The sequence below is a fragment of the Chryseobacterium sp. C3 genome, from assembly GCF_014218905.1.
Taxonomy (GTDB): Bacteria; Bacteroidota; Bacteroidia; order Flavobacteriales; family Weeksellaceae; genus Chryseobacterium; species Chryseobacterium mucoviscidosis.
This window is the reverse complement of record NZ_JACLCU010000007.1, coordinates 111,429-137,879: the sequence shown is the minus strand read 5'-3', so window position 1 is coordinate 137,879 and position 26,451 is coordinate 111,429. Positions and strand designations below refer to the sequence as shown.

Sequence of the window (26,451 nt, the reverse complement as noted above, 5' to 3'; positions counted from 1 at the left end):
ACAGTAATTTTATATATTAGTATTGAATGGTTACTTTTCTAATAAGCAAATTTTCATTGAGTTTTAATAAAATATCGGGCGGAATTCTGCTTTTCTCATTAAAATCCGGATTGTTGAATTCTTTGACTTTTATATAGAGTGTATTTTTAGAGAAAGTAATCGTATCAATTGAAACATCATTAGAGTTTTTAAGCCGGGGTTTTACGACAATATATGTTTCGGTTTCTGTAAGAGCAGGAATTGGAGAAAATCTGTTTCCTTTATTTTTTTGATGAATGATTTTAAAAATTTCATCCATCTTTTGCTGAGAATTGATAAGGAGAAAATCTTTACGGATTAAAGTAAATGGATAATGATTTTTGTCTTCAAACTGAATTTCTTTTCTTGGAGACATTACTTTATTGCTGGCAATTTGAGATTGACAAGTAAGAAATAAAAAGAGAAAAAAGAATAAATACAATCTCATTTTAAACCTTTCTTGTAAAGATAATGATTTTATAATGAATAACTTATTTAATTATCACACTTTCTTTACATTAAATTGTTTATTTTTTTGAACCTGCATCTTTGGTAATAACACTGTCTTTTTCAGAGATTTTTACACAGGAATCGCTTTCATTTATTTTAGCCTTGCCTATGACGTAATTTTTATTTTCAGGGATAGAATCTTCTTCAATCATCACAAGACCTGTGGTTGCAAAAGATTCTTCCTTCGGTTTTGAGCAACCGGTTAAAAATAAAATAACGGAAAGAACGGTTAATACAATTCTGCTATTTTGAAAGTGAACAGGAATATATTTAAAGAATCGAGTTCTTACCTTTTCAGATTTATTATCGGTATTTAACTGATGATCGTAAAATCTTCCGCAGATTTCTACATCTTGCTTTTCATCAATGATTTGTAGAATTTCGTTGGGTTGTTTCTGCGTAAAATCAATTACACATTTATTGCAGACAGAACAGAATCGTCCTTTTTCCTGCGGAGACATCATTTCCCAGTTTTCTGAACATGGGTTCGGAATGTGTACATTTTTCATGGCTATTGTTTAAATCTTTTCAGCTACAAATTACAAAAGATATTTAATTTGATGAAAAAAGAAAAACCGTTCCAAAAAATGAAACGGTTTTAATGTATTTTAAAAATTTCAGTCTTATGCTAAAACTTCTTTTACTTTGTTTGCAGCTTCTTCCAAAGTAATTGCAGAGTGAACCGGAAGACCAGACTCATCAATTAATTTTTTAGCTTCAACCGCGTTAGTTCCCTGTAATCTTACGATCAATGGAACAGGAAGGCTGCCCATTGCTTTGTAAGCGTCTACAACTCCCTGAGCAACTCTGTCGCATCTTACGATACCTCCGAAGATGTTAATTAAGATAGCTTTTACGTTTGGATCTCTTAAGATGATTCCGAAAGCCGTCTGTACTCTTTGTGCATCTGCAGTACCACCTACGTCAAGGAAGTTTGCAGGGTTACCACCTGATAATTTGATGATATCCATTGTTGCCATTGCAAGACCTGCTCCGTTTACCATACAGGCAACGTTACCGTCTAGTTTTACGAAGTTAAGACCCGCTTCACCAGCTTCTACATCCATCGGATCTTCTTCTCTTGTATCTCTAAGCTCAGCTAAATCTTTGTGACGGAACAATGAGTTGTCATCCAAAGTTACTTTAGCATCTACTGCGATAATTTTGTTATCAGAAGTTTTCAACACAGGGTTGATTTCGAAAAGAGATGCATCAATTCCTGTATACGCATTGTATAGAGAACCAATGAATTTTACGAATTCTTTGAAAGCATTCCCTTCAAGACCTAAGTTGAAAGCTATTTTTCTAGCCTGGAATCCCTGAAGACCTAAAGCAGGATCAATGATTTCTTTGTGGATCAAATGAGGTGTTACTTCAGCAACGTGCTCAATATCCATCCCACCTTCAGTAGAATATACGATCGTATTTTTACCTTCAGCTCTGTCTAAAAGAATAGAAACATAAAATTCTTTAGTTTCCGTTTCTCCCGGATAATATACATCCTCTGCAACCAAAACAGAATTTACTTTTTTACCTTCAGCAGAAGTTTGTGGAGTTACCAACTGCATTCCGATGATGTTCTGAGCGTTTTCTTTAAGTTTATCCATGTTTGGAGAGAACTTTACACCACCCCCTTTACCACGGCCACCTGCGTGGATCTGAGCTTTTACAACCCATCCCTGTGCGCCTGTTTCAGCAGTTAGTTTTTCAGCAGCAGCTACAGCTTCATCTACGTTGTTTGCAACGAAACCACGTTGGATAGCTACTCCATACTTTGATAAAATCTCTTTTGATTGATACTCGTGAAGATTCATATTATTTTTATTATTTTATTTTAATAGTTAAAGGTTGACAAATTTAATAAAAACAGATGAATTATCAACTTTTATTTTAAAGAAAGCAATGTCTGTAAGGATGCTTTTTATCAGTTTAATAAAATCTAAATTACCCCAAAATTATATTGTAAATTTGCCCTTCCTAAAATGTTGTAACCAAAGGCAACTGTACTTATTTTCCGAAAATATTTTTAAAAAATTTACCGAAGAAACCTTCTTTCTTTGTTGTGACATTCTTAACAGGTTCTTTTACATCAGGCGAAAAATCAATTTTTATTTCATTAAAAATCTGCGATCTGTAACTCACTCTGGCAACACTTTGAAACTTTTCTCTGGAAATACTGGAAACCGAATCTTTCTCTCCGTTTTCAAAATTATCTATTTCTATATAATACTCCAATCCCTGCAATGCTTCGTTTAAAAGGTTTTTTACTTCATTAATCGTTTCTGCCCTGTTATCAAATAATCTTCCCAATACTTTAATTCTTTCTCTTCCCAGATTCATCAGGTAAAGTTCAAACTTATCCTTAAGAAGAATCTGCATTTCATTTTCTGCCGCGTTAAATTCAAAGTCCGGGTTGTGTTCTACTTCCATATTAAAAGCCATCAGAAGCGCCAGAAAAGTAAAATTGAGGATTTCACCGTTGATGCCGCCTTTATCAGTAAAAAAAGTTCTTGTGAAAGGATAAAAATGCCAAGAATCATATTGAGGATCAATCGCATGGAGCAGTTTCATGTGTGCGGAATGAAAAACATCTTCATTTTTGGTTTTCACACCGTTCTGTATCACAAAACCATTTGAAGCACATCTTCCTCCGAAACAGTCGACTTCAATATAAACAACTTCCAGATCTCCATTCTTCTTAGAAAATTCCACCGCATGATTTTCAGATTCAGAATAATAGTCTTCAACCTCATCCTGATTCCTGAAAAACTGATCCGGAAACTGTTCAAAAGAATATTCCTTAAATTTGTTATTCGCCTGACAGACAATTCCTCTAAAAGGTGTAAAAAATTCCCTGATATTGTAAAACTTAAAATGTTCTGTCAACCTATTTTTCAGATCTTCTTTCTCAGTTTCCTCGTTAATTTTGATAATAATATTGTATGTTCTGTAACTCATGTGTTATTAATTTCATTTAAATCTCAAAGATGCATTGATTTTATTAACAATCAAAATTCAAGAATACTGATTATTGAAAATACTGCTTATCTAAAATTCTCTTCCAAGAAGAAACTCCAAAGGCTTCGAAAGTCTTTTTGCCCATGCTTCCTCGCTGTGATTTTCACCGGGAAAGTATAACGTTTTCCAGTTCTTTTCAGAATATCCGTGTTTGCTGATAATTGCATCTGCTTTTTTCTGAATTTCAGGATACAGCGCATCCAGAGTCTGATCTCCGCAGTCGAAATAGATTTTGTGAGTTTTAGAATCTGGTAAATTTTTATCTAAATAGCGTAAGACAGACTCCGGAAAAGGATTGTTTTCATTGGTAAAAGTTCCGGTCCAGTGCGTAGAAAGACATGCTGCTCCGCCAAAAACCTGAGGATATTCGCAAATGGCATACATGGAGATCAATCCGCCCATGCTGCTTCCTGCAATAAAAGTATGAGATCTGTCTTTAAAGGTTGAATATTTTTTGTCAATCAAAGGCTTCAGTTCCTTCACCAAAAACTTTAAATAATTGTCTGAATTGGGAGAAAACTTTTCATTGGCTCTTCCTGCTTTTTTCAATTGATGATTAACGGTATCTTTTTCCACCGCGGATAAACTTTCAAAAGGTTTTTGCGGAAAATAATCAAAATGCCTCATCTTGGAGTCGTTCCAGATTCCTACGACAATGGTATTCTGTATTTTTTTAGATTTAATCAGTTCCGCAACAGTTTCCTCCACATTCCAGGATTGTTTGTTCCAAGTGAGATCAGGATCGTAAAGCATTTGTCCGTCCTGCATATACAGAACTGCATATTTTTTAGTTTTTGAATAATCTTCAGGAAGCCATACATCAATGTTTCTCGGTGTTACAAACTGAGATTTAAAATCTGATATTCTTTCAATCTTTCCGCTGCTCACTTTCGGAATCTGCGCCTCAACTACGGAGAATAGAGCAACCACAACAACTAGCAAAAATCTGTACATCGTTTATAATTTATCACAAAGATAATTATTGTACGAGATGATTATTTTTTATCTTCATTCTGATATAAGGCGTTTTTGTTTTTAAAATCTTAAAAGTGTTCCATACTGAGAATTAAGCCTGTCAATATCACTTGGCACAAACAAGTTATCATTGAGATAGATATTTTTAAGGTTCTTCATTTTACTTTTGGGAAGATTAAAATCCTTAAGTTGATTATCGTTCAGATAAACTGATTCTAAATAGTTCAGTTTCCAAAAATTAGCAGGAAGTTTCTTTAATCCGTCGTTTTCTATATGCAATACTTTCAGATTTTTCATATTGCTGATCAGATCAATATTTTTAGAGAGATCAATATTTTTTTCGTCATTCAGAAACAATTCTTCAAGATTTTTGAGCTGAATAAAATTGGAAGGCAGCACCCTGAAATCATTACCACTCACATCCAAAACTTTTAACTTGGATAAAAAGCCGATCTCATCCGGAATTTTTTTAAGGTGGAGATCTTTCAGACTCAGATATTCCAGGTTCTTAAATTTTTTCCAGTCGACATTTTCTATATTTTCTGTTGCCAGATTAAGATTAAGCCTTAATACTTTCTCAGGATTTTCATTGGCTTCTTTAATATTTTTAAACTCATACCTCTCCTGAGAATTAATCATTATTCCTATGAGCAGGAAAACAAATGACAGTTTTTTTAAAATCTTCATTTTAATAAGTTTTAGTTAAACAAATGCGGGCTGTAGATAAAAGTAAAAGTATATGAATCAAAATTAAATATGAAAGAAAAATTCAGCCCGCATACAATGTTTTCAGTTATTTATTTTTTAGCTTTGGGAAGATTCACAAGTGTTTCCGGTAAAAACTCTACTTTTCCTGTATGGATATCATATACAGCTCCCACAATTAGTATTTCTCCGTCTACATATTTTTTGTGCAGAGTAGGATCTAAATCCCGTAAAGAATTTACCTGATCTATTACATTCTGGCGGACTGCATTATTCACCGGATCACCATGCATATGAGAACTTTTAACGGCTGCAGGTTTTATGTCATTTATCAAAGTAACAATATGTCCCGGAACATTTTCCGGTCTTTCCACCGCGGCTGCAACAGCACCGCATTCTGTGTGTCCCAATACAACGATTAATTTGGTTTTTAGCTTCAATACCGCAAACTCCATACTTCCGTAAGATGCCGCAGCCGAAACCTGACCTGCCGTTCTGATGATAAATAAATCCCCTAAACCTTGATCGAAGATCATCTCATTGGGTACTCTGCTATCTGAACAGCCTACAATTATAGCAAAGGGAGCCTGACCATTTTCCAGCTTTTTAATAGTCTCATAGTTTTGTCGGGGTTTTATACTTTTTCCTTCAATAAATCTCTTGTTTCCGCCTTGCAGTTTTTTAAGACCCAGTCTTGGATCTGCATAAGCAGAATCACGATTAACAATATAATGTTCTGCACGCCACTTCACAGAATCCACAACTTTTGCCGTTGTTTTTTTATTTTTCTGCGGTTTTGTTACCTGTGCGAATGAAAAGGTTGGGAGTGCAAAAAAAGCAAAGAGTAATAAAAAAATTCGTTTCATTTTTTCAATTATTTAATTGCCTACTTTTTAATACGGTGTTCGGCTTTTCCGTCTTTCATGTTTTCATAAATACAACAAAAACTATACCAAATAATAGTATTACTATCAATAATAATAATGTAAATATTTATGGTATGGGTTTTGCTTCAAAAAACAATAGTTGTAAATTTGTAATACTAAAAATGAAAAATGGAATTTCAGGTAAAATTTAAAGTCAACGAATACTTATATCTTAAAGATCCCGAAAACAGCGAGATCGGACGTGCCATTGTCAAAAATTCAATAGAACTGATCTACGAGACCGGTTTTGAAAGTTTTACCTTCAAAAAATTAGCCCAAAAGATCAACTCAACAGAGGCAACAGTTTACCGGTATTTTTCTTCAAAACATAAACTTCTTACCTATATTCTCAACTGGTACTGGTCTTATATTGAATTCATTTCCAAACTGAGGCTTCAGGAAATTAAAGAACCTCAGCAAAAAATGGAAAAGATCCTCGAAATCATAACGCATAACGATGAAACCGATGATAAAATAGAAGATTACGATCTTACAAAACTTCACAACATCGTTATTGCAGAAAGCAGCAAAGCTTATCTGGTAAAAGAAGTGGACGAAATCAATAAAGAAATGGTTTTCAGCCCGTTAAAAAGTCTCTGTGCATTTATCGGAGAAATCATTGCAGAAGCAAAAACAGATTTTCCTTATCCGAAATCACTTGCGAGTACCTTACTGGAAACCGCTCACGATCAGCAGTTTTTCAGCGAACATCTTCCGAAACTTACCGACAATCATATTGACAGAATAGATCATAAAAAATATGTTTTGGATTATCTGCGTTTTATCACCTTTAACCTAATAAAATAATAAAACACAAATGGAAACTTCTCCTAAACAGCACGGTTACAACCTTTTCAAATACGTCACCAAGGAAAAGAAAGATGTTACCAACATTTATTTTTACGCCATCCTGAATGGTCTTGTTCAGTTAAGCGTTCCGCTGGGAATACAGTCTATCGTCAGTTTTGTAATGGGGGCAACCATGGCAACTTCTATTTATATTCTGATCGCTTTTGTAGTTCTGGGAACCTGGCTTGTCGGCTATTTCAGGCTGAAAGTAATGCAGATCATAGAAAAGATTCAGCAGAAAATTTTTGTTGAATTTTCCCTTGCTTTTGCCGAAAAACTTCCGAAAGTGAATCTTTCAGCGACACGAAAATATTATCTTCCCGAACTGGTTAATCGTTTTTTCGATACCCAGAATCTTCAGAAAGGTATTTCTAAAATCTTACTGGAAATTCCAACCGCGCTCATCCAGATTTTATTCGGAATCCTGCTTCTTTCCTTTTACCATCCGTGGTTTTTGGTGTTCGGAGCTTTGGTGGTGATCTGTGTGGTCATTATTTTCAGATTCACGATGGAAAGCGGAATTAAATCCAGCATCGAAGAAAGCGACAAAAAATACGAAGTAGCTTCCTGGATTGAAGATATTGCCGCATCTATCAAAACATTTAAGCTGAATTCAAAAACAGGAGCACATCTTTCAGGAACCGATGAAAGAGTGGTAAAATATCTCGACGACCGAACCTCACACTTCCGCGTTCTGGTTTTCCAGTATAAAACCATTATTGCCTTTAAAGTCATCATTACTTTGGTGATGCTTGTGATAGGAACCTATCTTTTGGTGAATCAGCAGCTTAACATCGGAGCGTTTATCGCAACGGAAATCGTTGTTCTGAGCATTATGGCGGCTGTGGAAAAGCTCATCATCAGTCTGGAAAGTTACTATGACGTGATTGCAGCTTTGGCAAAACTGAATAAAGTAACTACTCTTCAGGAAGAGAAATTCGGCGAAATTACTTTCGATCAGAACAATGACGGTTTTGAAGTTGAATTTAAAGACGTAAATTTTGCGTTCAACGATCATCACAAGATTCTGGAAAACATCAATTTTAAAATTCCGGAAAATAGTTTAACCGTCATTTCAGGGCAGCTCGGCGCAGGAAAATCTTTACTGTTGAATATGATGACCGGATTTTATGATCCGACTTCCGGAAGTATTTTATTTGATAAAATCCCTTTAAAAAATATTGATAAAGTATCGCTAAGAAGCCAGATCGGGATGTACCTGGAAGACATGACGATCATCAAAGGAACGGTTTACGAAAATATTATTCTCGGGCAGCATGAAACCTCCGCAGAACAGATTCTGGAAATTGCCGAAGAAATAGGCATCGAAGATTTCTCCAGCCAGTTCAGCAACGGATTCTTTACCAACATCAGCGAAACCGATACGGAAATTTCATTCAGCTCTAAAAAGAAAATTCTTCTTCTGAGAGCTTTGGTAGGCGAAAGAAGACTTTTAATCCTTGAAGATCCTTTAGACGGAATGAACGATGAATTCAAAACAAAAATGATGGAGTATCTTTTAAAACTGAAAGAAAAAACAACCATTATCATCGTTTCGGAAAACAAAAATCTAATATTGGAAGCCGATCAGCATCTTCAGGTGGAAGACGGAAATGTGAAAAAATTATTTAACAAAAACTAAAAGAGATGGAACTGCAATCAGTCAATAAAATATACCACATCCACAGAAAATCAAGGGTTAAAAGATGGTTTCTTTTCATCCTGATTGGCGGAATTATCACTCTGTTTTTACCGTGGACACAGAATATCAAGGTAATGGGAAATGTGAGTACGCTTTATCAGGAACAGCGTCCACAACAACTAAATTCGCCGATTCCCGGAAGAATTATCAAATGGTATGTAAAAAACGGGGATTATGTAAAAAAAGGCGATACGCTTCTTCAGCTTTCCGAAGTAAAAGAAGATTATCTGGATCCGCTTTTGGTGAAAAGAACCGAAATGCAGGTAGAAGCCAAAAAAGGAGTAAGAGACTATTACGAAGCCAAAGTTGGAACCACCAATAGCCAGTTGCAGGCTTTAAATTCCGCAAGAGATTTAAAATTGAGTCAGCTTAAAGTGAAAATCAGTCAGCTCAATAATAAATTAGCCGGAGAAGAAGCCGAACTGGAAGCAGCAAAAAACGAGCTGAGAATGAGTTCCGACCAGTACGAAAGACAGAAGAAAATGTATGATGAAGGTTTGGTTTCGCTCACCCAATTTCAGCAGAGAAGTGTTTCTTATCAAAATGCGTTAGCCAAAAAAACGGCAACCGAAAATAAGCTGGCGCAAACACGACAGGAAATTGTGAATGTAAACATCGAACAGAATGCTACCATTCAGGATTATAATGAGAAACTGAGCAAAACGGAAGGAGAACGTTTCCAAAGTATGGGACAGATCGAGGGAAGCGATGGTGATATTGCCAAACTCGAAAATCAGGTTGCCAATTACAAAGCAAGACAGGGTTTGTATTTCGTGATCGCTTCTCAGGACGGACAGGTTGTACAGATCAATAAAGCCGGAATCGGGGAAATTCTCAAAGATGGTGAAAGCATCGGAATCATTGTTCCGGAAAAAGTAGATTATGCCGTAGAAATTTATATTAAACCTGTCGATTTGCCTCTGGTAAAAGAAGGACAGCGCGTGATGTGTATTTTTGATGGTTTTCCGGCGATTGTCTTTTCCGGTTGGCCGAATTCCAGCTACGGAACTTTTGCAGGAAAAGTAATTGCGGTAGAAAACAACATCAGCGCCAACGGAATGTTCAAAGCCTTGGTAATTCAGGATAAAAATGAAAAACAATGGCCTCCGAAAATTAAAATGGGAACCGGAGTTCAGGGAATTGCGATTCTTAATGACGTTCCGATCTGGTACGAATTATGGCGAAACATCAACGGATTCCCGCCGGATTATTATGAAGTAAAAACCGAAAAATCTGCAAAAGATGAAAAGTCTAAAAAATAATCTGACTTATCGTTACAGGCAATATTCAGAAATCAATAATAGTAAAGGAAGTTTAGTCAACCGATCCTTCGACAAGCTCAGGATGACATTTCTGATACTAACTGATTTATTGAAAAGCTGTCAGGCTGAGCTCATCGAAGCCTTTATTGGTCACAGTAAATTAAAAAATAAATTTTCAGCGCTTCTCATTCTGTTGTGTGTTCAGTTTTCTTTTGCACAGGATTCTCTGAAACTTTCGCATCAGGAATTTCTGAATATTGTAAAAAATTATCATCCGTTAGCTTTTAAATATCAGCTTCAGAATAAAATTGCCAATGCTGAAATTACCAAGGCGAGAGGAAATTTTGATCCGGTACTTGCAGGAAAACTGGGTGAGAAAAATATTGATGGTACAAAATATTACGAACAGCGAAATGTAGAACTCGGCATTCCGACGTGGTACGGAATCGACATTACCGGAAGTTACAATTATCTGGATGGCGAAAAACTGAACAGCAGCGAAACAAAAGGAGGTTTATACCAATTCGGAGTTACAATTCCTTTGGCAAAAAATCTTCTGTATGATAAAAGAAGAGCCATGCTGGAACAGGCAAAATTCGGATTAAAAATGACAGAAGCCGAACAGACCGTTCTTACCAATGAACTTCTTCTGGATGCTGAAAATACGTATTGGGAATGGGTGAAAAACTATGAAATCTACAAATTGCAGAAATCTGCGGTAGAAATTAACCGAAAAAGACTTAATCTTACCAAAAAAACTTATGAATTCGGGGAGAGACCGGCAATAGATACAGTGGAAGCCTCTTCGCAATTGCAGAGTTTTGAGCTTCAGGAAAGAGACGCTTATTTAAGTTTTGTGAAAAGTACGCAGGAACTTCAGATGTATCTCTGGAAAGAAAATCAGGAGTTTTATGAAATTTCAAAGCTTATTTTCCCATCTTCGAATCTTGACGAGCATTCCGGATACACCGATTATGAATTTCTGGTGCAAAATTTAGAATCGAAACCGCTTCAGAATCACGCTTCACTGGAGTATTATTTTCAGAAGCAGAATATCCTCGAAAGTGAAAAAAGGCTGAAATGGCAAAGCTTCCTTCCGAAACTGGATTTTACGTATAATTTTTTCAATAAAGAAAATTACAAATCCGATTTTCTTCCTTTGTTTGATAATAATTTTCAGTACGGACTGAAACTGGAGATTCCCATATTTCAGAGACAGGCAAGAGCAGATTATGAAATTGCCAAACTGAAGATTTCACAAAACCAGCAGGATTCTCAGCTTAAAACCCGTGAACTGAGTACGAAAATTGAAACTTATAAAAATGAAGTGAATAATTATTTCACCCAGATTGATATTTCCACCAAGAATCTGAATAATTACCAAAGGCTTCTGAATGCTGAAGAAACGAGGTTCAGCAATGGGGAAAGTTCATTATTCCTGATCAATTCCAGAGAAAGTAAATTACTAGATGCGAGGGAAAAAAATATTGAACTGAAAGCCAAATTCCTGAAAAGCTACAATAAGCTGAAATGGCTGAATGAAAATTTTTTGAGGTAATAAAAAAGGAATTCTGCGGTCAGAATTCCTTTTTTAATTTATTTTAAGATAAAATGATTTCTATGTTTTTGATTGATTGTGTTTATTAATTTGCCGCAAAGAAATACAAAGAAATTTCATTTTTTGGGAATTATTTTAAGAAAAACAAAGACACTTCGTTTAGTAATGAAATACAAATTTTTGGTATTTCTTTGATGAGTTTTACGCCTTCGTTTAACTTAAATATCTGAAAAATGAAGAATTAAACCCCTTGTCTAACCCTGCGATTCATTAAATTTTATCTCAAACTGAAGTTTCTTTATTTTTAACCTTTCATCTTCACGAAATAGAAAATCAACAGTGTCCAGCTCAGGATCATCAATAATCCTCCCAGCGGAGTGATCGGTCCGAGAAATTTCAGGTTCATTCCGAAATAATCCTGCATACTCAATCCATAAATACTGAATGAGAAAAGCATCGTTCCGAAAATCATAAACCATGAAATCCAGTTCTCTGTTTTGGTTTCAAATTTTAAAATATAGCCTGCAATTAAAAGAAAAAAAGCAGCATACATTTGATATCTCACACCTGTTTCAAAACTTTCCAGTCTTTCCACAGACAATATTTTCTTCAAAGCGTGTGCTCCGAAAGCTCCCAGAATAACGGAAAGCATGCCGTAAACAGCACCGAAAATTAATGTTATTGTTTTCATTTATAATTTAAAATCTTGAATATTAATGATATGAGTCCGATTCCGATAAAAATCCATGCGAATTTTTTATTCTGAGCGAACCCCGGATTTTTGGTCAGTTTCAGAAAAATTCCAAAACCCAGCATAAAAGCAGCTACAATAATTCCAAACATTATTGTCCTCTCATTCGGTTAAACTCATTGATCACTTCGTGATGACTCACCGTTTTATCTTTGAAATACGTCACAAAATGTTGTTTTTCTTCTTCTGTTGCGCCCAATTGGTTCAAAATATTCAGCAAATGCATTTTCATATGCCCTTTCTGAATTCCAGTCGTCACCAAAGATCGTAACGCTCCAAAATTCTGAGCCAGTCCGGAAACCGCCAAAATACTCATCAGTTCCTGAGCAGAAGGTTTTCCAAGAAGCGCTAAAGAGAATTTTACCAAAGGATGAAGATTCGTTAAACCGCCAACAACCCCTACCGAAATCGGAAGATCGATCCAGAATCTGAAAATTCCGTTATCTGTTGTACAATGTGTGAGAGAAGAATATCTTCCGTTTCTCGCTGCATATGCGTGAGCACAGGCTTCTGTTGCACGGAAATCGTTTCCTGTTGCAATTACAACCGCATCTACTCCATTCATAATTCCTTTATTATGAGTGGTCGCACGGAAAGGCTCAATTTCAGCAATCGTTACCGCCTGTTTGAATTTCCATGCAAATTCTTCGTTGGAAATTCCACTGTCGTCTTTCAGATCTTCGATTTTACAGGAAACTTCAGCTCTTACGATACAATCCGGAGTAAAATTGGACAGAATATTCATTACGATCTGTAAAGAATTCTTTTCTTCCTGAGAAAAATCTTCACTTGTAGCCACTTCCTGCTTCAATGTTTTTCCGAACTGTTCCAAACAGGAATTGATAAAGTTGGCTCCCATCGAATCTACGGTGTCGAAACTTGCTTTCAACTGATAATAATTCGCCATTTCAGACGTTTTATCAACCAATTTGATGTCTAAAATTCCACCACCGCGTTTTCTCATATTCGCCGTGATGTCTTCCGTAGCTTCCAGTAATTTCTTCTTCAGTTTAAAATTAAAAAAATGAAGCAGCTTATGAGATTCAACATTAAAAATAAAGTGGGTATGCCCCAGTTTTTCGTTGTTGATGATCGTTGTTTTAAAACCACCTTTATCAATCCAGAATTTTGCTGCCTTTGAAGCTGCTGCCACTACAGAACTTTCTTCCACTGCCATCGGAAGCGCAAACAGTTTTCCGTCGATGAGGAAATTCGGAGCAATTCCGTAAGGCATATAGAAATTAGAAATGGTGTTTTCAGAAAATTCGTCGTGAAGCTTCTGCAAATCAGCATTTTCGTTCCAGTATTGGTTTAATATATTTTGATATTCTTCGTTTCCTTCAAGATACTCGTTTACGAGCCAGTCGATTTTCCCCTGTTTTGTTAATTTGGAAAAACCTTCAACGGGTTTATGATTCATAACATAAATTTAATGAGCGTAAATATACTAAATTTGTCACTTTAAACTGTTGATAACTTCTATCAAAAAAGATTGACATTTATCAATTTTGGAATTAAATTTGAACGGAAAATATAAAATTTTAAATCTAATTAAGTTTATTTTTTTAAACACTTAAGTGCCATTAGAATTAAATAATTCAAAAAATAAGAACACTTTAGTTTTTAAAATCTTTGATTTTCTTTCTTATGAGATCTAAATATTTTCAAAGTATTTTGTTAGAAGCTGTTGTAACTTATGTATTAATAAAAAATTGGTAAAAGAAGAATAAAATGAATTTTGACCGCCTGAAAGAAAAACTTGAAATCCTTGCCGATGCAGCAAAATATGATGTTTCCTGCTCATCAAGCGGTGGTTCGAGAAAGAATAAAAAAGGGGCTTTGGGAGACAGTTCCGCAAGTGGAATCTGCCATACCTATACGGAAGACGGACGATGTGTTTCTCTTCTCAAAATTCTATTGACCAATCATTGCATTTACGATTGCGCTTATTGTGTTTCCAGAAGTTCAAATGATATTAAAAGAGCTGCTTTTACCGTTGAGGAAGTAGTCGATTTAACGATCAATTTTTACCGCAGAAATTATATTGAAGGGTTGTTCTTAAGCTCAGGAATTTTTAAAAATGCGGATACGACCATGGAACGTCTGGTTCGTGTCGCGAAAAAACTGCGTCTTGAAGAAAACTTTAATGGTTATATTCATTTAAAATCGATTCCGGGAGCAAGTGATGAACTCATGCAGGAAGCCGCTTTGTACGCCGACCGTTTATCTGTAAACCTCGAAATCCCAACTGAAAGCGGACTGAAATTGCTGGCTCCTGAAAAAAACAGGCAGGATATGCTTAATCCGATGAAGTATATCCAGAACGGGATTGCGCAATACAAAGATGAGAAAAAACTTTTCCGGAAAACACCAAAATTTGCTCCTGCAGGACAATCTACGCAAATGATTGTAGGTGCTACGAATGAAAATGATTTACAGATCATTAAAGTTGCCGATCATTTTTATAAAAATTTCAGCCTGAAAAGAGTGTATTATTCAGGTTATGTTCCGGTTTTGGAAGATAAAAGATTACCAGCTCTTACGACTGAAGTTCCGATGCTTCGTGAAAACCGTTTGTATCAGTCGGATTGGCTGATGCGTTTTTATGGTTTTAAAGCTGAAGAAATACTGGATCCGAATATGCCATTTTTAGATCTTGAAGTCGATCCCAAATTAAGCTGGGCTTTGCGACATTTAGATCAGTTTCCTGTTAATCTTCAAACTGCTGATTATCAGATGATTTTAAGAATTCCAGGAATTGGAGTAAAAACAGCACAGAAAATTGTGAGCGCAAGACGTTTTCAGGTTTTGAATATGGATCATCTGAAAAAGTTGGGAGCGGCAGTAAACCGCGCAAAATATTTCATTGATTTTAACGCCGGAAACGCTTTTTTAAAATATCTGACGAATCAAAATCTTAAGAAATTGCTGATTGGCGGAAGTTCTTCGAAATTTCATAATCAGTTTTCGCAGCAGTTGACATTGTTTTAAATTCAATCCTTTGATCTTATCTTAAAACGGAGAAAAACAATTTCCAATATCCATATTTGCTAAATTTGGATATAATTTATAACTTCGAAGAAAAAATTTATTATGAATGTCAGTTTCACAAAAAAGCAGGAAGAATATATTTCAAAGCAAATAGAATCCGGTGATTTTCAGAATGCCAGTGAAGTTGTGCGTGATGCATTGCGGCTTCATGAAGTTTATAGGCACCGTGTGATTCAGGATTTAAAGGCTGAAATAGAAAAAGGCTGGAATGATGTTGAAAGCTCTCGTTCTGTAAAGGATATTATTCAGGCTAAAAAGAACAGAATCAGCAATGTCTGAGAAAACCTATATTTTATCGGAAATTACAGATAAAGATCTGGAAGATATTTTTGATTATACTTTGAATGAATTTGGATTTAATCAAGCAGAAACATATCTTTTGGAAATTGAAGAAATTTTTCAAAATTTATTTTTAAATCCACATTTAGGCAAAAAGCGAGATGAAATAAAAAAAGGTTTATATAGCTTTCCAAAAGACAATCACGTTATTTTTTACAGGATTTTAGATCATCATATCAGAATTGTGAGAGTTTTGCACGGAAGCAGAGATATTCCGAAATTTTTCCTGTAGCAAAATATTATAAATACTGAAATAACAGCAACATAATAACACAAGATTACAAACTCTAAAACTCTAAAACACTCCCCTCCAACTCAGATGACTACCCTACTCTACGATGGCAGTTTTGACGGACTTTTAACGGCTGTATTCGAAGTTTTTGAATATAAATATAAGGACGTGGAAATTGTAAGTAAAGAAAGGTTTCATCAGGAAAATATCTTTGCGGAAATTCATGAGGTTATTACTCAAAATGATAAATCTGAAAGGGTTTTAAACAAATTAGAAAAAAACATTGGAAAAGCCGGAATTCACGAACTTCTGAAAGTTTATTTATCTGAAGATCCGGAATTGGAACAGCTTATTTTGTCTGCCGTAAAGCAATCCGTAAAACATCCCGATGAAAATATTCTGAAAAACTATGCCGATAATGACATTCTGAAGATTTCAAAAATCTGTAAATCCGTCAGTCGGGAAAGACACAGAATGACGGCTTTTGTCCGTTTTGAAAAGATGCAGGATGGTGTTTTTTTTGCCAAAATAGATCCGGATTTCAATGTTCTGCCTTTAATCCGGAAACATTTCAAAGACCGTTATCAGGATCAGAAATGGATGATTTATGATTTGAGAAGAAATTACGGAATTCTGTACGACTTGGAAACCTGCGATTTTTTCTATCCCGATGAAAAAATAGACTTGAACAGATATCAGCAAAAGTTTCACGATGAAGAAAAAAATTACCAGACGCTTTGGCAAAGGTATTTCACGAAAACCAATATCGTGGAGAGAAAAAATATGAGGCTTCATATTCAGCACGTTCCGAGGAGATATTGGAAATATCTTACCGAAAAGCATTAAATTAATTTTCATCTCGATAATTTTCATTCAAAAACATTGATATTTTTTTGTAAACCGATAAATTTTATTCAGGTTTAATCATTTATATGCAAAACTCTTCTTAAGTTACTACGATTATCTGAACTTGTTTTTGTAAATTTGTGTTCGAAATTTTTTACTAGATGAAAGAGAGTGCTGTAAAAAAAATTGCAGTTCTTACTTCAGGAGGAGATTCTCCGGGTATGAATGCAGCATTAAGGGCGGTAGTAAGAACCGCAAATTATTATAAAATAGAATGTTACGGAGTAAGAGAAGGTTATAATGGCTTAATCCACGATGATTTCCTTAAGATGGGACCTCGTTCCGTAAAAAATATAATCAACCAGGGCGGAACTATTCTGAAATCTGCCAGATCCCAGGAATTTAGAACCAAAGAAGGTCGTCAAAAAGCCTATGACAATTGTGTAAAATATGGCATTGACGGTTTGGTTTGTATTGGGGGAGACGGAACTTTCACAGGAGCAAAAATCTTCAACGAAGAATTCGGCATCCGTGTAATTGGTGTTCCGGGAACGATTGATAATGATATTTTCGGGACGGATAACACCATTGGTTATGACACGGCTTTGAATACTGCAATGGAAGCGATTGATAAAATCCGTGATACGGCAACTTCTCACAACAGGGTTTTCTTTGTGGAAGTAATGGGTCGTGATGCAGGTTTTATCGCTTTGAACAGCGGATTGGCAACCGGTGCTCTGGATATTTTGATTCCCGAGAAAAAAGATAGCATCGATGAACTTTTTGCCAATTTCAGAAGTGCAGAAAAAACAGGAAAAGCTTCAAGCATAGTTGTCGTTGCAGAGGGTGAGAAATTGGCCAATGTTTATGAACTTGCAGAAAAAACAAAGAAGGAATTCCCGGACTATGATATTCGTGTCGCAATATTGGGACACATGCAAAGAGGAGGTTCTCCAAGCTGTGCAGACAGAGTGTTAGCAAGCAGACTGGGCTTTGGAGCCGTAACAGGATTAATGGAAGGGCAAACCAACGTAATGGCAGGAATGCGTTCCAATGATTTGGTATACACTCCTATTGAAGAAGCCATTAAAAAACACAACGAAATCAATAAAGATCTTTTACTGATTTCAGAAATTTTAGCAATCTAATATTTAATATAATTTAAAACAAACTATTATGTCAACAATTAAAGTAGGTATCAACGGGTTTGGTAGAATTGGACGTCTTGTTTTCAGAGCAATGACTGAAAGAGATAACATCGAAGTAGTAGGAATCAACGACCTTATCGATGCTACATACATGGCTTATATGCTTAAATATGATTCTGTACACGGAATTTTTCCGGGTGAGGTTTCTGTAGAAGGTAATGACCTTGTAGTAAACGGAAAAAGAATCAGAGTAACTGCTGAGAAAGATCCAAGCAATTTGAAATGGAACGAAGTAGGTGCAGATTACGTTGTAGAATCTACAGGTTTATTTTTAGATAAAGACAGTGCTGCAAAACACATTGCTGCAGGTGCAAAGAAAGTAATTCTTTCTGCTCCTTCTAAAGATGATACGCCAATGTTTGTAATGGGTGTAAACCACACAGAACTTACAGACGATATCAAAATCTTATCAAACGCTTCTTGTACAACCAACTGTCTGGCTCCGTTAGCAAAAGTGATCCACGATAACTTCGGAATCGTAGAAGGTTTAATGACTACGGTACACGCTACAACGGCTACTCAGAAAACGGTTGACGGTCCTTCAATGAAAGACTGGAGAGGTGGTAGAGCTGCTTTAAACAACATCATCCCTTCTTCTACAGGTGCTGCAAAAGCGGTAGGAAAAGTAATCCCTTCTTTGAACGGAAAATTAACAGGGATGTCTTTCAGAGTACCCACTGTTGACGTTTCTGTAGTTGACCTTACAGTAAGATTAGAAAAAGCTACTTCTTACGATGAGATCTGTGCTGCTATTAAAGCTGCTTCTGAAGGTGAATTGAAAGGTATTCTTGGATACACTGAAGATGCTGTAGTTTCTCAGGATTTCGTAGGAGATAAGAGAACTTCAATCTTCGATAAAGATGCAGGAATTATGCTTTCTCCAAACTTCGTAAAACTTGTTTCTTGGTATGACAACGAAATGGGATATTCTAACAAGTTAGTAGATATGCTGATCCACGCTGCTTCTTTATCTAACTAATAAAGTATCAGTTTGAAATATAAAAACCTTCCGATTTGGAAGGTTTTTTTGTTTAAATTTCATTTAATTTGATTTGAATTTTATAAAATGATTCGGCGTCCTTTAGATCAAATTCAGGAGTAAAATACATATTAGGATCATTTGCCTGAAAGCTTATTGTCCTTTTACCAATTAGATCATCTTTTCTAAAATCTTTCAGAATTTTCAATCCAACTTCAGGTAATAATAACAGAAGACTTACCAAGTTTAAATTTACAACTTTGTCTTTTACAGCATTCCATAATTCTGTAATCATATCATTATAATTCATCCCGTTTGTCTCTACAATTGCAGTAATATCTCTTAAATATTGGTTGTAGACATCTCCTCTATCCTGTTCATATACACCAAATGAAATATTAAAAATTTCATCGTCATTTACATTAAATGCCCATCTCGTTCCAAGATCAAATACTTTTATATCATTTTTTCTGAATTCAGAAATACCACTAAGACCTGAAAATACAACTTTTGGATTTCCGGATCCATCTGCTTTAGTAGTGGTAATAATCATAACAAGATAAATTCTATCTTTGTTAAGAAAGTCATTTTTCTTTACACAATGTAGCTTTGGTACTGTAATTTGAATTTTTTTCATAAGTAATAATTTTATTACAAATTTTCAAAATCCTGAATTACGAAAAAATAACCCGTTTGTGTAGTTTTACATAAATCGATTAAAATAATGAATCCCCTGCAAAATTGCAGAGGATTCCAGTTTATCATTTTCAAACAGCTAACAGAAAATTCTAAACTATTTCTGACATATTAATGATATTATGTAAATTTTGTTTTTTTATAGAAAATATGAAAACATAATCCGAAAAAACGGAAAAATATTTAGAATGAGTTTTCATGATTATTGGCTTATACAAATTTTAAAATTTTACTGATGTAAAAAAATCCCCCTTTTGCGGTATTTTTAAGAAAACTTTAACTATTTTTAGTTATAAATCTTTTTTATGGATAATCTGGAGAAAAAACATCCTTTGGTAGAAGTTTGGAACTCTTATTCTGATGTAGAAAGAAAAGAAAAACACATTTCTAATATTCCTCCTGTTGAACGCATCATCGGAGAAATGTTCGCCATTGGAGAATTTTATTATTATGTGCTAAATCTCACCAACAGTACAATTTCCAATCATCATCCTGATATCCTCAAGATACATGGTTTGAAGGAATATCCACAGAATTTAAAAGACGTGATTGATCTGGTTCACCCCGATGATATAGAATTCATTATGAAAGCCGAACAGAAAGTGGTGGAAATATTGATGAAAACAGGGAAAGAACATCAGCTTTTTCTTAAACCCAGCTATTGTTTCAGAATGAAAACCGCTTCAGGAAATTACGAGCTTTTTCATCATCAGGCGGTACTTACGTGGGAAGATGAGGATAAAAATCTGGTTCAGTCTGTTAATATCCATACCAATATCCATCATATTACAAAACAGAATCCGCATACTGTACTGATTACAGGAATTGGTCACCGCAGCGATTTCATTCAGATTAAAATTGAAAATTCTTCTTCAAAAAAAGATCAGGAAATTAATTTAACCAAAAGAGAAACTGAAATTCTTTCCCTTATTGCCAAAGGATATTCCGGACCGGAAATTTCAAAAATGCTGATTTTATCAGAACATACGGTTCGTACTCACAGAAAGAATATCTTAGCCAAAACAAACTCCAGAAACAGCAAAGAACTGTTAACAAAAGCGTTCGAATGGGGATTGATATAATGTCAAAAGTGAATAGTGAATGAAGAATTGTAAACTGTGAATTGAATTTTCCTGATAAATCTCACTCTGCAATTGCGGAGCAAAACTTGTACCTTTAGCCTTCGATGGAGAAAACAATTTTACAGCCACGCTTTAAAGATTCGCAGCATTTTAAAGATTTCTGGACAAAAGGCAACGGAAAACAGCTTCTTGATTTTTCAGGAGCAGAGGTCAGTTTTAAAGATTTTGAAAGATTTTCATCTTATTTTTATGATGTGGATGAAGTCGGCGATCAGGTTGTAAAAGATGTTTATCTCACTCAAAAATTTCATGAAGCTTCAAGAGAAATTGAAGGTTACATCCGAAATGGCGTTTCTGAAAATGATGATGTTCCGGAAAGTGTAAAACAGCTTTTACTGCAGACTCAGAAAATTCCTGACTGGCTGGATTATGATCTGATTAAAAGCGGTGCAGAACTCTGCATGAGAAGCAATGTGGATTCTCTGATCTCTCTTCGCGATTACTGCCTGATCGGAGGTTATGATTATGCTTACCTCAACAAACCCCTTATTGCAACGGAAGCCTTAAAGAAAGGTGCTGTAAAAAGACTTTCTGAAACGCTTGATTTTTGGGTAAATGTTACCCGATATGATGCTTTGGAAGTTCATAAAAAAGGATATGAGTTTGCCATAAAAACCCGCCTGATCCATTCTTACGCAAGAGTTTTCATTAAAAAATTTTATAAAGACTGGAACACGGAAAATTGGGGAGAACCCATTAATTCATGGGATATGATGGCAACGTATATTGGTTTCAGTCTTGTTTTTATGCACAGTCTGCACAAACTGGGAAACACGTTTTCTGAAGAGGAAGAAAAAGGGCTTTTCCACCTTTGGAAATATGTAGGTTATCTTCTGGGAATTCCGGAAGATCTTTTACCGAATGATAAAGTACAGGCAACACAATATTTTTATCTGTGGACTTCGGTTCAGCCTTCTGCGGATGAAGATTCTGTTTTGCTGGCTCATTCTCTTCTGAATGAATCGCTGGAAAACACGATCCTGAAATACAATTTCCAGAGAAAAAATCTCCGTTACCTTCACATCTGCTGTACATGGTTTTTGTTGGATGATGAAGTGTGCAAAAGACTGAAAATTCCGGAAGTTTCGAACAGAAAGGCTTTTCCGGTGACGAAAAGAATGATTACCAAAATCGTTGACCGACTCGTAAACCGTGAAGCCAGAATAAAAAAAGGGAATAAAGATCAGATGAAAGTCTTGAGCGATTATCTCAGCATCACCCAAAATTCTAATTTCCATTAAAAATCTACTGCAAAGACTGCAATTTATTTGATGATTTCTACCCTAGCCGCGATTGCAGCGAAAATCCTTTTTTGAAAAAAAAGATTGCAGCGGAAAGCGCGAAAAAGCTCCTGATAAAGCATAAAACAAAAGTTTTAAAGATTCTGTTTTAGTTTTTGATATGCATCTGAATTTTATGTTTTTTTAACTATAAAAACAACTTTTAGTGGTAGGAAAGATTAGTTTTTGAGCGTAAATTTTTGTATTTTTGATAAATTATTTAAACATCAGATGAGTAACATAGACGATAAGAAAAAAGCACTGGCTTTGGTGCTGGACAAACTAGATAAAACATACGGAAAGGGAACGGTAATGACCTTGGGAGAAAATTCCGTAGACAGTACAATTGAGGTGATTCCTTCAGGATCTTTGGGATTGGACATCGCTCTTGGAGTGGGTGGTTATCCGAGAGGAAGAATCATTGAGATCTACGGTCCTGAATCTTCAGGTAAAACAACTTTAACGCTTCACGCCATTGCAGAAGCTCAGAAAGCAGGAGGTATTGCAGCGTTTATTGATGCAGAGCACGCTTTCGACAGAACTTATGCGGCGAAATTGGGAATCGATCTTGAAAACCTTATTATTTCTCAGCCGGACAACGGAGAACAGGCACTGGAAATTGCTGATAATCTGATCCGTTCGGGAGCGATTGATATCGTGGTAATTGACTCGGTTGCTGCGCTTACGCCAAAAGCAGAGATCGAAGGGGAAATGGGAGATTCTAAAATGGGTCTTCATGCGAGATTAATGTCTCAGGCTTTAAGAAAATTAACAGCAACCATTTCAAGAACAAAATGTACGGTTATTTTCATCAACCAGTTGAGAGAGAAAATCGGAGTAATGTTCGGAAATCCTGAAACTACAACAGGTGGTAACGCTTTGAAATTCTATGCTTCGGTAAGAGTTGACATCAGAAAAGCAAGTGCGCCAATAAAACAGGGTGATGAAGCGATCGGAAGCCGTGTGAAAGTGAAAATTGTTAAGAACAAAGTTGCTCCGCCTTTCAAACAGGCAGAATTCGACATAATGTACGGTGAAGGGGTTTCCAAAACAGGAGAAATTCTGGATCAGGCTGTAGAACAGGGAATTGTAAAGAAAAGCGGTTCTTGGTTCAGCTACGAAGAAACAAAGCTTGGACAAGGTCGTGATGCAGTAAAAGATGTCTTAAAAGACAATCCTGAACTTGCAGAAGAACTGGAAAACAAAATTAAAGAGGAACTTAAGAATAAATAAGTTTTTTGATAACGCGATAAAACGAATCGGCGGAGCTTTCAGCTCCGCCGATTCGTTGTTTATACACTAAGGTTTTTCATCGGTTAATTCAAATCCCCAGTCTTTTCCTTTTTGGGTTGCAGGAATTCCTTTCGTCATCCAGACTGGTGCTTTCGCATCTTTAAGATAATAATCGAAAAACTGCTGTTCGCGGATCTGAATATCTTTTCGGTTCTGGCGTTTTATAAGATTATGGTCGTCACCATTATAATTCAACAGCCAAGCCGGTTTTCCTAAACGGCGCAATGCAGTAAACATTTCAATTCCCTGATACCACGGAACAGCTCCGTCTCTATCGTTACTCATAATCACCACCGGAGTTTTCACTTGATCGATGGTAAAAAGCGGTGAATTTTTAATATACAGTTCAGGAGCTTCCCAAAGATTTTTCCCTAACCTGCTTTGCGATTTTTCGTACTGAAACTGTCGGTTCATTCCTGAAGACCATCTTATTCCGCCATACGCAGAAGTCATGTTTACGACAGGAGCACCACTCCATGCTGCGGCGTACATATCTGTGTGCGCAATGAGATACGCAACCTGATAACCGCCCCAGCTTTGTTCCTGAATTCCTATTTTTGAGCCATTCACCCATGAATTTTCTTTCAGTTTTTCAACACCGGAATTGATATATTCCATTGCGGATTCTCCCGGAAAACCATCTATATAAGAAATATCGGGTGTGAAAACGAGATATCCGTTGCTTACAAAATAAGAGATATTTAATCTTGAAGGAGTCGGAGACGGTGCTACGTAACGATTCAGATTATCCGATAGTTTTTCGTAGAAATAAACAATCATCGGATATTTTTTGTTCGGATCGAAATTTTCAGGTTTATAGAGAACGCCTGTCGACGAATTTCCTTTCGGAGTCTTCCAATTGACCAATTCACTCTTTCCCCAATTGTAAAGACTTTGCTGAGGATTGGTGTTACTTAGTTTTTCCTGATTTTTAAAATCGGAAGTGGTGAAAATATTCGGAGAATCGGTGTAGGATTCTTTTACTAAAATATAATCTTCTGCATTTTTTGCTTTCTGAAGGCTGCGATATCCCCAAACATTTTCCATCTGAATTTTTACAGGATCAGAACCGGACTGAACGGTTGTTTTAAAAATCCCATTGGCTTTGGAGACATTATCAAATGCTGATAAATAGATCGATTTTTTTCGGTTTACACTTTTAATGTCTTTGTCTAAATCGTACGTATCAAAAGTAATTTTGTTTTTACGCCCGAATCCGTTGGTGATGTTTCTGGGCTTTTTGGATCCGTCCGGAAAAAACTCCCAAAGATCATAGCGGTCTTTGATGATGACGGATTCATCGTTGTCTGTCCATGATGCAATTCCGTATGCGTTGGGAAAATCCGGCATGTCAAACTCCTCATCTACAAAAGAAACGGACAAATCTTTATTGAGCGGTACTGTCTGTTTTGTTTTTACATTATAACTCAGCCATTGTCCTTTTTCCCTGTCGAAAATCACGGCAAATTTTCCCAAAGGAGAAACGGCAACAGATCCATTCAGGTTTCTTATCATTTCTGTTCTTTCGCCTGTTTTATTGTCAATAATAAAATACGTTTTCTTTGAAGAACCTTCCCATTGTGAAGAGATGCGGTTGTTTAAACTGGTAATTCCCAATACAAACTCTGCGTTTCCTTCATTCACCAGTCGTAAAGTATCGAGATCTTCGCCGTCAATGTTTGTGAAAAGTTCCGGTTTGTCGGTCTGCATTACAGCAGCGTAAGATTTTTTCAGATCATTTCTCAATTCTTTTAACTGAACTGTTTGCAGATAATCATCCTTATAATTCCAGATATCAACCACAGCATGATCGTTTGCAATCAATGTAGTGTCTTTTGCAACAGGTTTCGGAGCCACCCCGAAATACAACTGTTTTCCGTTTTTACTGAATATCGGTAAACGGTTTTCAGAAACTACCCAGTTTTTCTTCATTTGAGAATGATCGTTGGTTACCGTTTTATTTTTATTTCCTTTAAAATTAAAATAATACAATTGGTAAAGTTTCACCAAATCATTCTGTGCAGAAGAAGTTCCAACAAAAGCTAACTGATTTCCTTCTTCATCAAATGCAAGCTGTGAGAAATCTCCCTCCATTTCTGAGATTTTATTGACGTTTCCGGTTTTAAGATCAACAACCTGAACTGTCTGAAGCGTATATTTTTTAGGTTTGGATTTATCCGTATCTTTTGTAGCCAAAGATTTATCTTCCAATGAATCTTTTTTCTCTTCCTTCCCTTTTTTAGGTTTTTCTTCCGGTTTTTTTGTAACGAAAACAAGCTGCTTCCCATTTTTGCTGAACTGATAGCGAACCACATTGTCATACGTTGTACTTTTTCCGTCCAAAAGATCTCTGATAACCAACTGTAATGGTTTTGCCTTTGTATCATCATCTTTGTTTTCGTCGTCATCATCTTTATCTGAAGGACTGTCAGAAGATTTATCTTTCATATTTTCTAACAGATAAGCCACGAAAGAACCTCCCTTTTCCGGAATTTTGAATCCTTTTACATTAGGGATTTTCTCTGTCGTTCCTTTAGAGAAATCAAAAACAACGAGGGTATCTTTGGTCAGTTTATTCTGTTTTAATTTTTTATCTTTTACCGCTTTTATGTCTTTGTAAAAAGGACGGATCTGGAAAACGGCAAATCTGGAATCGCTGGTAAATTCCATTTTTGTGGCTCTCGGAAATTTCTTTGCGTTTTTATTTTTCACCGAATGCAAATACAGATCGGGGTTTCCTTCCTGCACATCTACCGAATATCCTACCCATTTTCCGTCATTGGATATTTTTCTGGCTCCGATATTCTGCCAATTATCATAAACCGAATGATCCAACGGTTTTTTCTGCCCATAGACATACGAAGCCATTAGAAGCAGAAGCAAAACTGCACTTTTCAAATTCATTATTAAATATTTTAAAAACTAAAAATAAGGCTTTTTGCGGATAAATTTTCATTGCAGAGATGTTTTCAGGATAAACTATTTAACCACAAAATGGCAAAAGATTCTATCTGTTCTGCTTAAAAGTCTAAATATTCCAATAAATGCTTTACAATTGTCTTTATGATTTTTGTAGTTGAATTTAAATTCACTTAAAAGAAATTCTGAAAA

24 protein-coding genes are annotated in these 26,451 nt (G+C 35.8%); 13 read left to right on the top strand and 11 right to left on the bottom strand.

All coding sequences use genetic code 11. The annotated features are described in order from the left end of the window. Positions 1-16 precede the first annotated feature (16 nt). The 7 genes from H6W53_RS16160 to H6W53_RS16130 form a co-directional block, all read right to left on the bottom strand. Complete coding sequence (locus tag H6W53_RS16160) at positions 17-394, bottom strand: hypothetical protein (RefSeq protein WP_185208292.1); 378 nt, start codon at positions 392-394, stop codon at positions 17-19. Between the two features lie 151 nt (positions 395-545). Continuing rightward, a complete protein-coding gene (locus tag H6W53_RS16155; protein WP_185208290.1) occupies positions 546-1,037 on the bottom strand; it encodes a hypothetical protein in 492 nt (163 codons plus the stop codon). A 114-nt stretch (positions 1,038-1,151) separates the two neighbouring features. Next, positions 1,152-2,342, bottom strand: a complete 1,191-nt coding sequence (sucC, locus tag H6W53_RS16150) for an ADP-forming succinate--CoA ligase subunit beta (protein ID WP_076390839.1) — start codon at positions 2,340-2,342, stop codon at positions 1,152-1,154. Between the two features lie 193 nt (positions 2,343-2,535). Beyond that, positions 2,536-3,486 (bottom strand): hypothetical protein, encoded by a 951-nt coding sequence (locus tag H6W53_RS16145; RefSeq protein ID WP_185208287.1) that lies wholly within the window; start codon positions 3,484-3,486, stop codon positions 2,536-2,538. 90 nt (positions 3,487-3,576) lie between these two features. After that, positions 3,577-4,500 (bottom strand): alpha/beta hydrolase, encoded by a 924-nt coding sequence (locus tag H6W53_RS16140; RefSeq protein WP_185208285.1) that lies wholly within the window; start codon positions 4,498-4,500, stop codon positions 3,577-3,579. 81 nt (positions 4,501-4,581) lie between these two features. After that, positions 4,582-5,208, bottom strand: coding sequence for a leucine-rich repeat domain-containing protein (locus H6W53_RS16135; RefSeq protein ID WP_116547975.1), 627 nt, complete (start codon positions 5,206-5,208; stop codon positions 4,582-4,584). Positions 5,209-5,318: 110 nt separating this feature from the next. Beyond that, positions 5,319-6,092: a carbonic anhydrase gene (locus H6W53_RS16130; protein ID WP_185208283.1), complete on the bottom strand. Its 774-nt coding sequence runs from the start codon at positions 6,090-6,092 to the stop codon at positions 5,319-5,321. Between the two features lie 189 nt (positions 6,093-6,281). Between H6W53_RS16130 and H6W53_RS16125 the strand changes: the two genes are divergently transcribed. From H6W53_RS16125 to H6W53_RS16110, 4 genes are read left to right on the top strand one after another with little or no spacing between them, the layout of a single operon-like run. Continuing rightward, on the top strand, positions 6,282-6,959 hold the full coding sequence (locus H6W53_RS16125) for a TetR/AcrR family transcriptional regulator (protein WP_087712222.1): 678 nt from the start codon (positions 6,282-6,284) through the stop codon (positions 6,957-6,959). 10 nt (positions 6,960-6,969) lie between these two features. Then, complete coding sequence (locus H6W53_RS16120; protein WP_116097155.1) at positions 6,970-8,643, top strand: peptidase domain-containing ABC transporter; 1,674 nt, start codon at positions 6,970-6,972, stop codon at positions 8,641-8,643. Between the two features lie 5 nt (positions 8,644-8,648). Next, complete coding sequence (locus H6W53_RS16115) at positions 8,649-9,965, top strand: HlyD family secretion protein (protein ID WP_185208281.1); 1,317 nt, start codon at positions 8,649-8,651, stop codon at positions 9,963-9,965. Next, entirely contained in the window at positions 9,946-11,523 is a 1,578-nt protein-coding gene (locus tag H6W53_RS16110) for a TolC family protein (protein WP_185208279.1), read from the top strand. The genes H6W53_RS16115 and H6W53_RS16110 overlap by 20 nt, the downstream gene beginning before the upstream one ends. 304 nt (positions 11,524-11,827) lie before the next feature. Here the strand turns inward: H6W53_RS16110 and H6W53_RS16105 are convergent, their stop codons facing one another. Beyond that, a complete protein-coding gene (locus H6W53_RS16105; protein ID WP_116097149.1) occupies positions 11,828-12,214 on the bottom strand; it encodes a DUF423 domain-containing protein in 387 nt (128 codons plus the stop codon). Positions 12,215-12,365: 151 nt separating this feature from the next. After that, positions 12,366-13,694, bottom strand: coding sequence for a hydroxymethylglutaryl-CoA reductase, degradative (locus tag H6W53_RS16100; RefSeq protein ID WP_108408964.1), 1,329 nt, complete (start codon positions 13,692-13,694; stop codon positions 12,366-12,368). 311 nt (positions 13,695-14,005) lie between these two features. On the opposite strand from H6W53_RS16100, the gene H6W53_RS16095 reads away from it, so the two are divergent. The 6 genes from H6W53_RS16095 to gap all read left to right on the top strand — a co-directional run bounded on the left by H6W53_RS16095 (position 14,006) and on the right by gap (position 18,929). Continuing rightward, entirely contained in the window at positions 14,006-15,265 is a 1,260-nt protein-coding gene (locus tag H6W53_RS16095) for a putative DNA modification/repair radical SAM protein (RefSeq protein WP_108408965.1), read from the top strand. Positions 15,266-15,367: 102 nt separating this feature from the next. Further along, positions 15,368-15,604 carry a type II toxin-antitoxin system ParD family antitoxin gene (locus H6W53_RS16090; RefSeq protein ID WP_116097145.1) on the top strand — a complete coding sequence of 79 codons (237 nt, stop codon included), beginning with the start codon at positions 15,368-15,370 and terminating at the stop codon, positions 15,602-15,604. Then, positions 15,597-15,896, top strand: a complete 300-nt coding sequence (locus H6W53_RS16085) for a type II toxin-antitoxin system RelE/ParE family toxin (RefSeq protein ID WP_185208276.1) — start codon at positions 15,597-15,599, stop codon at positions 15,894-15,896. The genes H6W53_RS16090 and H6W53_RS16085 overlap by 8 nt, the downstream gene beginning before the upstream one ends. Positions 15,897-15,983: 87 nt before the next feature. Then, positions 15,984-16,742 carry a TIGR03915 family putative DNA repair protein gene (locus tag H6W53_RS16080; RefSeq protein ID WP_185208274.1) on the top strand — a complete coding sequence of 253 codons (759 nt, stop codon included), beginning with the start codon at positions 15,984-15,986 and terminating at the stop codon, positions 16,740-16,742. Between the two features lie 161 nt (positions 16,743-16,903). Continuing rightward, positions 16,904-17,890, top strand: coding sequence for a 6-phosphofructokinase (pfkA, locus tag H6W53_RS16075; RefSeq protein WP_087712206.1), 987 nt, complete (start codon positions 16,904-16,906; stop codon positions 17,888-17,890). 28 nt (positions 17,891-17,918) lie between these two features. After that, a complete protein-coding gene (gene gap / locus H6W53_RS16070; RefSeq protein ID WP_108411166.1) occupies positions 17,919-18,929 on the top strand; it encodes a type I glyceraldehyde-3-phosphate dehydrogenase in 1,011 nt (336 codons plus the stop codon). Between the two features lie 52 nt (positions 18,930-18,981). Here gap and H6W53_RS16065 read toward each other — a convergent pair whose 3' ends face one another. Next, positions 18,982-19,566 carry a hypothetical protein gene (locus tag H6W53_RS16065; protein ID WP_185208271.1) on the bottom strand — a complete coding sequence of 195 codons (585 nt, stop codon included), beginning with the start codon at positions 19,564-19,566 and terminating at the stop codon, positions 18,982-18,984. 364 nt (positions 19,567-19,930) lie between these two features. Here H6W53_RS16065 and H6W53_RS16060 point away from each other — a divergent pair, with 364 nt between their 5' ends. The 3 genes from H6W53_RS16060 to recA all read left to right on the top strand — a co-directional run bounded on the left by H6W53_RS16060 (position 19,931) and on the right by recA (position 23,280). Then, entirely contained in the window at positions 19,931-20,707 is a 777-nt protein-coding gene (locus tag H6W53_RS16060) for a response regulator transcription factor (protein ID WP_185208269.1), read from the top strand. Between the two features lie 104 nt (positions 20,708-20,811). Then, positions 20,812-22,008, top strand: coding sequence for an oxygenase MpaB family protein (locus H6W53_RS16055; protein WP_185208267.1), 1,197 nt, complete (start codon positions 20,812-20,814; stop codon positions 22,006-22,008). Positions 22,009-22,278: 270 nt separating this feature from the next. Then, entirely contained in the window at positions 22,279-23,280 is a 1,002-nt protein-coding gene (recA, locus tag H6W53_RS16050; RefSeq protein ID WP_087712199.1) for a recombinase RecA, read from the top strand. Between the two features lie 66 nt (positions 23,281-23,346). Here the strand turns inward: recA and H6W53_RS16045 are convergent, their stop codons facing one another. Next, positions 23,347-26,244, bottom strand: a complete 2,898-nt coding sequence (locus H6W53_RS16045; RefSeq protein ID WP_185208265.1) for a prolyl oligopeptidase family serine peptidase — start codon at positions 26,242-26,244, stop codon at positions 23,347-23,349. Positions 26,245-26,451 lie beyond the last annotated feature (207 nt).

Coding starts and splice junctions, on each gene's coding strand:
- H6W53_RS16160 (WP_185208292.1), bottom strand. CDS start 394: ATGTCTCCAAGAAAAGAAATTCAGTTTGAAGACAAAAATCATTATCCA.
- H6W53_RS16155 (WP_185208290.1), bottom strand. CDS start 1,037: ATGAAAAATGTACACATTCCGAACCCATGTTCAGAAAACTGGGAAATG.
- sucC (WP_076390839.1), bottom strand. CDS start 2,342: ATGAATCTTCACGAGTATCAATCAAAAGAGATTTTATCAAAGTATGGA.
- H6W53_RS16145 (WP_185208287.1), bottom strand. CDS start 3,486: ATGAGTTACAGAACATACAATATTATTATCAAAATTAACGAGGAAACT.
- H6W53_RS16140 (WP_185208285.1), bottom strand. CDS start 4,500: ATGTACAGATTTTTGCTAGTTGTTGTGGTTGCTCTATTCTCCGTAGTT.
- H6W53_RS16135 (WP_116547975.1), bottom strand. CDS start 5,208: ATGAAGATTTTAAAAAAACTGTCATTTGTTTTCCTGCTCATAGGAATA.
- H6W53_RS16130 (WP_185208283.1), bottom strand. CDS start 6,092: ATGAAACGAATTTTTTTATTACTCTTTGCTTTTTTTGCACTCCCAACC.
- H6W53_RS16125 (WP_087712222.1), top strand. CDS start 6,282: ATGGAATTTCAGGTAAAATTTAAAGTCAACGAATACTTATATCTTAAA.
- H6W53_RS16120 (WP_116097155.1), top strand. CDS start 6,970: ATGGAAACTTCTCCTAAACAGCACGGTTACAACCTTTTCAAATACGTC.
- H6W53_RS16115 (WP_185208281.1), top strand. CDS start 8,649: ATGGAACTGCAATCAGTCAATAAAATATACCACATCCACAGAAAATCA.
- H6W53_RS16110 (WP_185208279.1), top strand. CDS start 9,946: ATGAAAAGTCTAAAAAATAATCTGACTTATCGTTACAGGCAATATTCA.
- H6W53_RS16105 (WP_116097149.1), bottom strand. CDS start 12,214: ATGAAAACAATAACATTAATTTTCGGTGCTGTTTACGGCATGCTTTCC.
- H6W53_RS16100 (WP_108408964.1), bottom strand. CDS start 13,694: ATGAATCATAAACCCGTTGAAGGTTTTTCCAAATTAACAAAACAGGGG.
- H6W53_RS16095 (WP_108408965.1), top strand. CDS start 14,006: ATGAATTTTGACCGCCTGAAAGAAAAACTTGAAATCCTTGCCGATGCA.
- H6W53_RS16090 (WP_116097145.1), top strand. CDS start 15,368: ATGAATGTCAGTTTCACAAAAAAGCAGGAAGAATATATTTCAAAGCAA.
- H6W53_RS16085 (WP_185208276.1), top strand. CDS start 15,597: ATGTCTGAGAAAACCTATATTTTATCGGAAATTACAGATAAAGATCTG.
- H6W53_RS16080 (WP_185208274.1), top strand. CDS start 15,984: ATGACTACCCTACTCTACGATGGCAGTTTTGACGGACTTTTAACGGCT.
- pfkA (WP_087712206.1), top strand. CDS start 16,904: ATGAAAGAGAGTGCTGTAAAAAAAATTGCAGTTCTTACTTCAGGAGGA.
- gap (WP_108411166.1), top strand. CDS start 17,919: ATGTCAACAATTAAAGTAGGTATCAACGGGTTTGGTAGAATTGGACGT.
- H6W53_RS16065 (WP_185208271.1), bottom strand. CDS start 19,566: ATGAAAAAAATTCAAATTACAGTACCAAAGCTACATTGTGTAAAGAAA.
- H6W53_RS16060 (WP_185208269.1), top strand. CDS start 19,931: ATGGATAATCTGGAGAAAAAACATCCTTTGGTAGAAGTTTGGAACTCT.
- H6W53_RS16055 (WP_185208267.1), top strand. CDS start 20,812: ATGGAGAAAACAATTTTACAGCCACGCTTTAAAGATTCGCAGCATTTT.
- recA (WP_087712199.1), top strand. CDS start 22,279: ATGAGTAACATAGACGATAAGAAAAAAGCACTGGCTTTGGTGCTGGAC.
- H6W53_RS16045 (WP_185208265.1), bottom strand. CDS start 26,244: ATGAATTTGAAAAGTGCAGTTTTGCTTCTGCTTCTAATGGCTTCGTAT.